Origin of the sequence: Candidatus Accumulibacter vicinus, from assembly GCF_000584955.1 — a bacterium.
Classification (GTDB): domain Bacteria; phylum Pseudomonadota; class Gammaproteobacteria; order Burkholderiales; family Rhodocyclaceae; genus Accumulibacter; species Accumulibacter vicinus.
This window is the reverse complement of record NZ_JDSS02000031.1, coordinates 161892-168260: the sequence shown is the minus strand read 5'-3', so window position 1 is coordinate 168260 and position 6369 is coordinate 161892. Positions and strand designations below refer to the sequence as shown.

General features: G+C 60.5%; 7 protein-coding genes. All 7 read left to right on the top strand.

Annotation, left to right across the window (positions count from 1 at the left end; translation table 11 throughout):
• Positions 1-339 precede the first annotated feature (339 nt).
• The 7 genes from CAPSK01_RS14985 to ispG all read left to right on the top strand — a co-directional run bounded on the left by CAPSK01_RS14985 (position 340) and on the right by ispG (position 6361).
• The gene (locus CAPSK01_RS14985; protein ID WP_034928288.1) at positions 340-618 is read left to right on the top strand and encodes a hypothetical protein; all 279 of its coding nucleotides are present in this window, start codon (positions 340-342) and stop codon (positions 616-618) included.
• A gap of 177 nt (positions 619-795) precedes the next feature.
• Positions 796-1218, top strand: a complete 423-nt coding sequence (locus tag CAPSK01_RS14980; RefSeq protein WP_034928285.1) for a hypothetical protein — start codon at positions 796-798, stop codon at positions 1216-1218.
• 622 nt (positions 1219-1840) lie between these two features.
• A complete protein-coding gene (gene ndk, locus CAPSK01_RS14975) occupies positions 1841-2269 on the top strand; it encodes a nucleoside-diphosphate kinase (protein ID WP_034928282.1) in 429 nt (142 codons plus the stop codon).
• Positions 2270-2288: 19 nt separating this feature from the next.
• On the top strand, positions 2289-3407 hold the full coding sequence (gene rlmN / locus CAPSK01_RS14970; protein ID WP_034928280.1) for a 23S rRNA (adenine(2503)-C(2))-methyltransferase RlmN: 1119 nt from the start codon (positions 2289-2291) through the stop codon (positions 3405-3407).
• Positions 3404-4210, top strand: coding sequence for a type IV pilus biogenesis/stability protein PilW (pilW, locus tag CAPSK01_RS14965; RefSeq protein WP_034928276.1), 807 nt, complete (start codon positions 3404-3406; stop codon positions 4208-4210). The genes rlmN and pilW overlap by 4 nt, the downstream gene beginning before the upstream one ends.
• Entirely contained in the window at positions 4207-5091 is an 885-nt protein-coding gene (locus CAPSK01_RS14960; protein ID WP_034928273.1) for a helix-turn-helix domain-containing protein, read from the top strand. The genes pilW and CAPSK01_RS14960 overlap by 4 nt, the downstream gene beginning before the upstream one ends.
• A 25-nt stretch (positions 5092-5116) precedes the next feature.
• The gene (ispG, locus tag CAPSK01_RS14955) at positions 5117-6361 is read left to right on the top strand and encodes a flavodoxin-dependent (E)-4-hydroxy-3-methylbut-2-enyl-diphosphate synthase (protein WP_273703768.1); all 1245 of its coding nucleotides are present in this window, start codon (positions 5117-5119) and stop codon (positions 6359-6361) included.
• Positions 6362-6369: the final 8 nt, after the last annotated feature.

Sequence of the window (6369 nt, the reverse complement as noted above, 5' to 3'; positions counted from 1 at the left end):
GCCCTCGCATGTTCTTCTGCCGAACGGTGCTGGCCGCAGATACAGCCTTTCACAAAGCGAACCGCGCTGGAGAAGGGGTTCGAGAATGCCGACATGATCTGTCCCTGTTGTGTAACGGGATGTGATCTGCCTGCCAGCGATTGCTGTGGCTGACGCAGGAGTCTGTTTCGCGATCGAGTGCGGATGATTCTTGCGTGCTGCCATGGCCTGTTGCTATTGCCTTTTCCCCGCTGAAACTGGCATTATCCTCGCATAAGTCGCAGCGTCATGCCTGCGCGAGAGGTCGCCGGCGAGTCGCACGGTGAGTTGAGGTGAAAACAGACCAACAAGGAGCGGGCAATGACTCAGGAGCAGGATGACATTGGTGTGGTGACAGTAGTGCTGGAGCGACTGGAAAAAGAGCGCTTGCCCAGAGCGCTCGACCTGAAAGCCAAGGTGGACGCGGGGGAGCGCCTTGATGACATGGATATCGCTTTTCTGGAGCGTGTATTTGCCGATTCCGAAGAAGCGAAACCTTTCCTCGACCGGCACCCCGAATATCAGGATCTGGCGGCAAAAATGGCCAGTCTGTACGAAGAGATCACCGCCAAGGCGCTTGAGAACGAGAAGTCGGCCTGATAGGAACGGCTTCGCCGAACTGCCCCAGATGGAGAGGAACCCGCAACGATATCGGGAAACCTGGAAGAATTCTGCTCGGTACTCCGAATCGGTCTCCGTTACAATTCCTTACAAATCGTCCCAAGGCCTCGTCATCGTCTGGCGCTTCCAGGCGTTACTCGTCCTATGAAGACGACAATGACCTCCCTCTGCATCGCACTCGGCCTCGCGCTGGGTTGTTCAACTCCTGCTCTGGCCGACCGTGGTGACTACCGCGGTGGCTATCGGGGCGATTACCGCGGTGACTATCGCGGTGATCGCTACGGTCACTATTCGCCGCCACAGCATGATCGTTATCGTGGCCATTCGGGTAGATACGGTTGGGTTGCACCGGCTGCCGTGCTGGCCATTGCCGGCATCGCCGCCGGGGTTGCCGCCTCTAGCTACTACGCACCGCGTTCGGCGTATGTGGCGCCAGTGGAGCCGGTCTATGTCACCCCGGCGCAGCCGGTTTATGTCGAGCCGCCGAGTACTTTCTGGAACTACTGCGGATCACTCGGGCAGTATTACCCGAACGTCCGTCACTGTCCCGAAGGCTGGCAGTTGGTTCCCGCACGCTAACGGTCATGACTTTGCAAGGCACCCCGGATCATGAAAGTCATGACCGTTTCCCTCTCCCCCGACCCCTCCCCCACAAGTGGGGAGGGGAGATTCGTGAGTCGCTGACGCGACTTTCACATTAAGCAGTTCCAGACAAGTTCTCCGACATTCATGCGGCGGAATTCCTCGGGCTGTTGCTGTTGAATGGCGGAAGACTTCCCTCTAATGGCGCTTAAGCGTCGGCGGGGCATGCGCTTCCGCGTTTCCTGACGGCAGATTAGGGGATTTCCGGAAGGTCCGGCACGGAGCCAGACCGTTCAGTGTCCGGTTCCATGCAGCTTATCGGCTGACATCGACGACAACCCGCCTACATACCTTGCCGTCGAGCAATGAGAGCATCGCCGTGTAACCGGCGGTGCCGATGGCCATTGCCTACCCGGCAGCGCCACCAGCCATGCGCCCTGGACGCGTGCCAGCTCGGCCAGTCCGCCACAATCCGTCTCGCCATCTTTGCATCATTTCTCGGTGCATTTTGCGCAGAGCTCGGCATTCCTGTCCGACTCTTGGTATAATCTCAAGTTATGTGTCTAGGAACATGATTTGCCGTTGTTTTTTTGATTTGCCCGCCTTTGGAGAATGACGCATGGCCATCGAACGTACCCTTTCCATCATCAAACCCGACGCCGTTGCCAAGAATGTGATCGGCAAGATTTACTCCCGTTTTGAGACCAATGGCCTGAAGGTCATTGCCGCCAAGCTGGCCTGGTTGTCGCCGCAGGAAGCGGGCGCCTTCTACGCCGTTCATAAGGAGCGTCCTTTCTTCAACGATCTGGTTTCCTTCATGATTTCCGGCCCGGTGATGATTCAGGTTCTTGAGGGCGAGAACGCCATCGCCAAGAACCGCGAACTGATGGGCGCAACTGATCCGAAAAAGGCCGATCCAGGAACCATCCGCGCTGATTTCGCCGAGTCGATCGACGCCAACGCAGTGCATGGTTCCGACGGAGAGGAAACGGCGAAGGTGGAAATCGCCTTCTTTTTCCCGGCGATGAACGTCTATTCCGGCCGCTAGGTCGGAGTCATTCGCCCAGATGACGGTCAATCTGCTCGACCTGGATGCTGCCAGACTGACGGCCTTTCTGGCCGATAACGGTGAAAAGCCGTTCCGCGCCAGACAGGTGCTGCGCTGGTTGCATCGTTTCGGGCAGCGTGATTTCGACGCCATGACCGACATTGCCAAGAGTCTGCGCGAGAAACTCAAGACCCTGGCAGTGGTAGTCCCGCCTGGGCTCATCGCCGATCGGGTCTCGGACGACGGCACGCGCAAGTTCCTGTTCGATGTCGGTGACGGCAACGTCATCGAATCCGTCTTCATCCCCGAGCTTGAGCGGGGAACGCTGTGCATTTCAACTCAGGCCGGCTGCGCGCTCGATTGTTCGTTCTGCTCGACCGGCAAACAGGGATTCAACCGCAATCTGACAGTGGCCGAGATCGTCGGTCAGTTATGGCAGGCCAGGCAGGCGCTGAGTGCCTGCCAGGAACAGGGGGGGCAGTCCGAACGGGTGATCAGCAATGTCGTGCTGATGGGCATGGGTGAGCCGCTGGCCAACCTCGACAATACGGTGACAGCACTGCGCCTGATGCTTGACGACCATGCTTATGGCCTGTCGCGCCGACGGGTCACGGTATCCACCTCGGGTCTGGTGCCGGCGATGGATCGTCTGCGCGATGAATGCGCGGTAGCGCTGGCGGTCTCTTTGCACGCACCCAATGATCGCTTGCGCGATGAACTGGTGCCGATCAACCGGAAATACCCCCTGCGCGAGTTGCTGGCTGCCTGCCTGCGTTATCTCGAGAAAGCGCCACGTGATTTCGTGACCTTCGAGTATGTGATGCTCGACGGGGTCAATGACACCGATGCACAGGCGCGCGAGTTGCTGGTCCTGACGCGTGACGTGCCGTGCAAATTCAACCTGATTCCCTTCAATCCCTTCCCGGGCTCGCCCTATCGGCGTTCGCCGGCGACGCGCATTCGGCGTTTCGCCGAGCTTCTGAGCGACACCGGAGTGGTGACGACCACTCGCAAGACGCGTGGCGACGACATCGCTGCTGCCTGTGGTCAACTGGCCGGACAGGTTCTCGACAGAACGCAGCGGACGGGTCGGCGAAGCATTGCTCTCTACCTTGACCGTCAAGAGGTCTGCACTTGAGGAGGACGTCGTGCTGGGCGATCCTTGCCTGTCTGTGCATTGCTGCCTGCTCGTCGACAGGCGCCTTGCAGATGACAAAGCAGAAGGAAGTCGATGAGGCGGCCGATTCGCGTACCCCGACCAAACCGCGCGACGCCCGCACGCGCGCCAAATTGCATACCGAACTGGGTTCGCTCTATCTCCAGGAGGGCAATCTGGCGGTCGCTCTTGAAGAGCTGACCATCGCCATCGACATTGACCCCGACTACGCCAAGGCCCATGCGACGCGCGGACTGGCGGGCTTCCGGGTGCGTGAGATGCAGGCCGCCGACCAGGACTTTCGTCGAGCCTTGAGTCTCGACGCCAACGACCCCGAGATCAACAATAATTACGGCTGGTTCCTCTGTCAGGTGGGGCGGGAGAAGGAAGCGATCACATTCTTTCAGCAAGCGATCAAGAACCCGCTCTATGAGACACCCGAGAAGGCCTATCTGAACGCGGGTGCCTGTTACGCCAAGCTCGGCGAACTGGTCACTGCCGAGAATTATGTTCAGCAGAGCCTGCTGATCGCGCCGAATAACCTGCAGGCCCTGCTGCAACTGGCCAGCATCAATTATCAACGCGGTCATCTGGAGCTGGCCAAGCAGCAACTCTCGGATGTGTTGCGCAGGACCGAACCAAGCGCCGAAGCGCTGTGGCTGGGCGTTCGGATTGAGCGCCAACTCGGTGAGCGTGTCGCTGAGGCCAAATACGGCAGTCAGTTGCGGCGAAGATTCCCGCTCTCGCCCGAGGCGCAGCAACTGCTGAGGGGCAACTTCGAATGAGTGAACCATCCCGTTTTTCGGCGCCGGCTGCGCCCGGTCTGCCAGCGGCCGATCCATTCCGCGAGCAGCTGACGAGTGGCGAAACGCTGGCGCCCGTGAGCGGAAACGTCGGCCAACAGTTGCGTACTGCTCGGGAGGCTAGAAACATGAGTCTGGCCGAGGTGGCACAGTCGCTCAAGCTGGGTCCTAGACAGATAGCCGCGATCGAGGCCGAGGATTGGGCGTCATTGCCCGGTAATACCATGATTCGTGGTTTCGTTCGTAACTATGCGCGCCTGCTCAATGTGGATGCCGATACCCTGATGCACGGGCTGGATGCCGCACAACTTCAGCAAACGGCGCAGCTCGAGGTGTCGGCCGGAACCACTGCCAGCCTTCCGAATACCAGCAACCGGCGCCCACAACGCCGGGATTATCTTGCCGTATTGGCGGGCTTGTTGCTGTTGGGACTGGCCGTGCTGGCCTATTTCTATGCTCCGGCGGATTTCTGGCAGGAAAAGCTGGCGGCGTTGCTGGCCCGCAACCCAATCCCTGTCCAACAGCCGGCTGCCCCACCGGTTGCGCCACTGCCAGCCGCAATCGGCGAATCGGTGACGATCGTGCCGACGCCGAATGCGACGGTACTTTCGGACACGACCAACAGCGGCCGTGGTCTGCGGCTGCGTTTCACGCAACCCGCCTGGGTCGAGGTCCGCGACGGACGTGGCCAGATCGTCTTTGCCGAGTTGAGCCCGGCCGGTAGCCAGCGGGAAGTTGCAGGGCAGCCGCCGTTCTCTCTGGTCGTGGGCAACGCGACACAGGTGACGATCGAGTACCAGGGCCGGATGATCGACATTTCGCAGCGCATCAAGGGCGATGTCGCCCGACTGACGATCGAATGAGCCGGTGTCGGCCAAGGCGCCCATCGTGAGCCAGAGATTGCCCGGCGCAGTACGTCGGCGTACGCGTTCGGTCAGGGTTGGCCAGGTCACGGTAGGCGGCGAGTCGCCGGTGGTCGTCCAGTCGATGACCAATACCGATACCGTCGACGTGGTCAGGACGGCGATTCAATGCGCCGAATTGGCGCGCGCCGGGTCGGAACTGGTGCGTATCACCGTCAATACGTCCGAAGCGGCGGCATCTGTGGCGGCGATCCGCGCCCACCTCGACCGTATGGGTGTCGACGTACCGTTGATCGGCGATTTTCACTATAACGGTCATCGCTTGCTCGCCGATCATCCCGCCTGCGCCGAGGTCCTGGCCAAATATCGCATCAATCCAGGCAATGTCGGGCACGGCCGCAAGCGCGACGAACAGTTCGCGCAGATGATCGAGATTGCCTGTCGGTACGAAAAACCGGTGCGCATCGGGGTGAACTGGGGAAGCCTCGATCAGGATCTGCTGGCGCGCATCATGGACGAGAATGCGCTTCGCCCGGATCCCCGTGATGCGGTCGAAGTGATGCGCGAAGCGATGGTTGCGTCGGCGCTCGAATCGGCTGCTCGCGCCGAAGCCATTGGCCTGCCGGGAGAGTGCATCATCCTTTCGTGCAAGGTTTCCGGCGTGCAGGATTTGATTGCCATCTATCGCGAGTTGTCGCGCCGCTGTGACTATCCCCTGCATCTCGGCCTGACCGAAGCCGGCATGGGCTCCAAAGGCATCGTCGCGTCGACGGCAGCGATGGCGGTGCTGCTGCAGGAAGGCATCGGCGACACCATCCGTGTCTCGCTGACCCCCGAACCCGGCGGCAAGCGTACCCAGGAGGTGATCGTCGCCCAAGAGTTGCTGCAGACCATGGGCTTGCGGGCGTTCACACCGATGGTTGTCGCCTGTCCGGGTTGCGGACGGACGACCAGTACCTTCTTTCAGGAACTCGCGCAGTCGATCCAGGCGCACGTTCGCCGGCAGATGCCGCAGTGGCGGGCCGACTATGATGGTGTCGAGAACATGACCCTGGCGGTCATGGGTTGCGTGGTCAATGGGCCGGGCGAGAGCAAGCATGCCAACATCGGCATCAGCCTGCCAGGTACCGGCGAGGCTCCGGCAGCGCCGGTGTTCGAGGATGGCGTCAAGACCGTCACGCTGCGTGGCGAGCATATTGCCGAGGAATTCACCCGCATCGTCGACGCTTATGTGGCGCGCAGCTATCAGAGAAAGTCCGCAGGTTCGTGATGATTGCG

Excerpts from the sequence above, each read along its gene's own strand:
- CAPSK01_RS14960 (WP_034928273.1), top strand. The coding sequence starts at position 4,207 with ATGAGTGAACCATCCCGTTTTTCGGCGCCGGCTGCGCCCGGTCTGCCA.
- ndk (WP_034928282.1), top strand. The coding sequence starts at position 1,841 with ATGGCCATCGAACGTACCCTTTCCATCATCAAACCCGACGCCGTTGCC.
- CAPSK01_RS14985 (WP_034928288.1), top strand. The coding sequence starts at position 340 with ATGACTCAGGAGCAGGATGACATTGGTGTGGTGACAGTAGTGCTGGAG.
- CAPSK01_RS14980 (WP_034928285.1), top strand. The coding sequence starts at position 796 with ATGACCTCCCTCTGCATCGCACTCGGCCTCGCGCTGGGTTGTTCAACT.
- rlmN (WP_034928280.1), top strand. The coding sequence starts at position 2,289 with ATGACGGTCAATCTGCTCGACCTGGATGCTGCCAGACTGACGGCCTTT.